The 913-nt window shown below is 46.5% G+C and carries 8 tRNA genes; all 8 read right to left on the bottom strand.

Annotation, left to right across the window (positions count from 1 at the left end):
• Positions 1-4: 4 nt before the first annotated feature.
• Positions 5-94: transfer RNA gene (locus FC81_RS09470), tRNA-Ser, on the bottom strand.
• A gap of 54 nt (positions 95-148) precedes the next feature.
• A tRNA-Ile gene (locus FC81_RS09475) sits at positions 149-222 on the bottom strand.
• A 21-nt stretch (positions 223-243) separates the two neighbouring features.
• A tRNA-Met gene (locus FC81_RS09480) sits at positions 244-317 on the bottom strand.
• A 41-nt stretch (positions 318-358) separates the two neighbouring features.
• Positions 359-432 (bottom strand) — tRNA-Pro (locus tag FC81_RS09485).
• A gap of 8 nt (positions 433-440) precedes the next feature.
• Positions 441-514, bottom strand: a tRNA-Arg gene (locus tag FC81_RS09490).
• Between the two features lie 16 nt (positions 515-530).
• Positions 531-616: transfer RNA gene (locus tag FC81_RS09495), tRNA-Leu, on the bottom strand.
• Positions 617-628: 12 nt separating this feature from the next.
• A tRNA-Gly gene (locus FC81_RS09500) sits at positions 629-700 on the bottom strand.
• 6 nt (positions 701-706) lie between these two features.
• A tRNA-Thr gene (locus tag FC81_RS09505) sits at positions 707-782 on the bottom strand.
• Positions 783-913: the final 131 nt, after the last annotated feature.

Below are 913 nucleotides of genomic sequence, written 5' to 3' on the forward strand. Positions count from 1 at the left end.
AAAAAGGAGGATAAGAGATTCGAACTCTTGCGTGGTTTTACCCACCTGACGGTTTTCAAGACCGTTCCCTTCAGCCAGACTTGGGTAATCCTCCATAATTTAAAGCGCCAATTATACCTAACATGCATTATACAATATTTTAGTATAATGGACCTTGTAGGACTCGAACCTACGACCGGACGGTTATGAGCCGTCTGCTCTAACCAACTGAGCTAAAGGTCCAAGCTCTATACAAATGACTTATCGCGGCAAAGGGGATCGAACCCCCGACCTCCCGGGTATGAACCGGACGCTCTAGCCAGCTGAGCTACACCGCGATTTGATTTATTTAAAAATAAAAAGATGTTTTCTCATCCTATCGGGAAGACAGGATTCGAACCTGCGACCCCCTGGTCCCAAACCAGGTGCTCTACCAAGCTGAGCTACTTCCCGATGAAATATGCACCCAGTAGGAGTCGAACCTACAACCTTCTGATTCGTAGTCAGACACTCTATCCAATTGCGCTATGGGTGCAATATATAAATGAAAATGCCGAGGACCGGAATCGAACCGGTACGGTAATCACTTACCGCAGGATTTTAAGTCCTGTGCGTCTGCCAGTTCCGCCACCCCGGCAAAACTCTGACAAGCGGAAGACGGGATTCGAACCCGCGACCCCCACCTTGGCAAGGTGATGTTCTACCACTGAACTACTTCCGCATAATATGGTGCCGACTAGACGATTCGAACGCCCGACCCTCTGATTACAAATCAGATGCTCTACCAACTGAGCTAAGTCGGCAAACTTTCATTTGCTCTTACAAACGACTTAATTATACTACCATATATGTATGTTACTGTCAACTTTAAATTGACTAATGAGTCGTGACAGGCTCGAACTGTCGACCCTCTGATTAAAAGTCAGATGCTCTA

This window comes from Liquorilactobacillus capillatus DSM 19910, assembly GCF_001434915.1.
Taxonomy (GTDB): Bacteria; Bacillota; Bacilli; order Lactobacillales; family Lactobacillaceae; genus Liquorilactobacillus; species Liquorilactobacillus capillatus.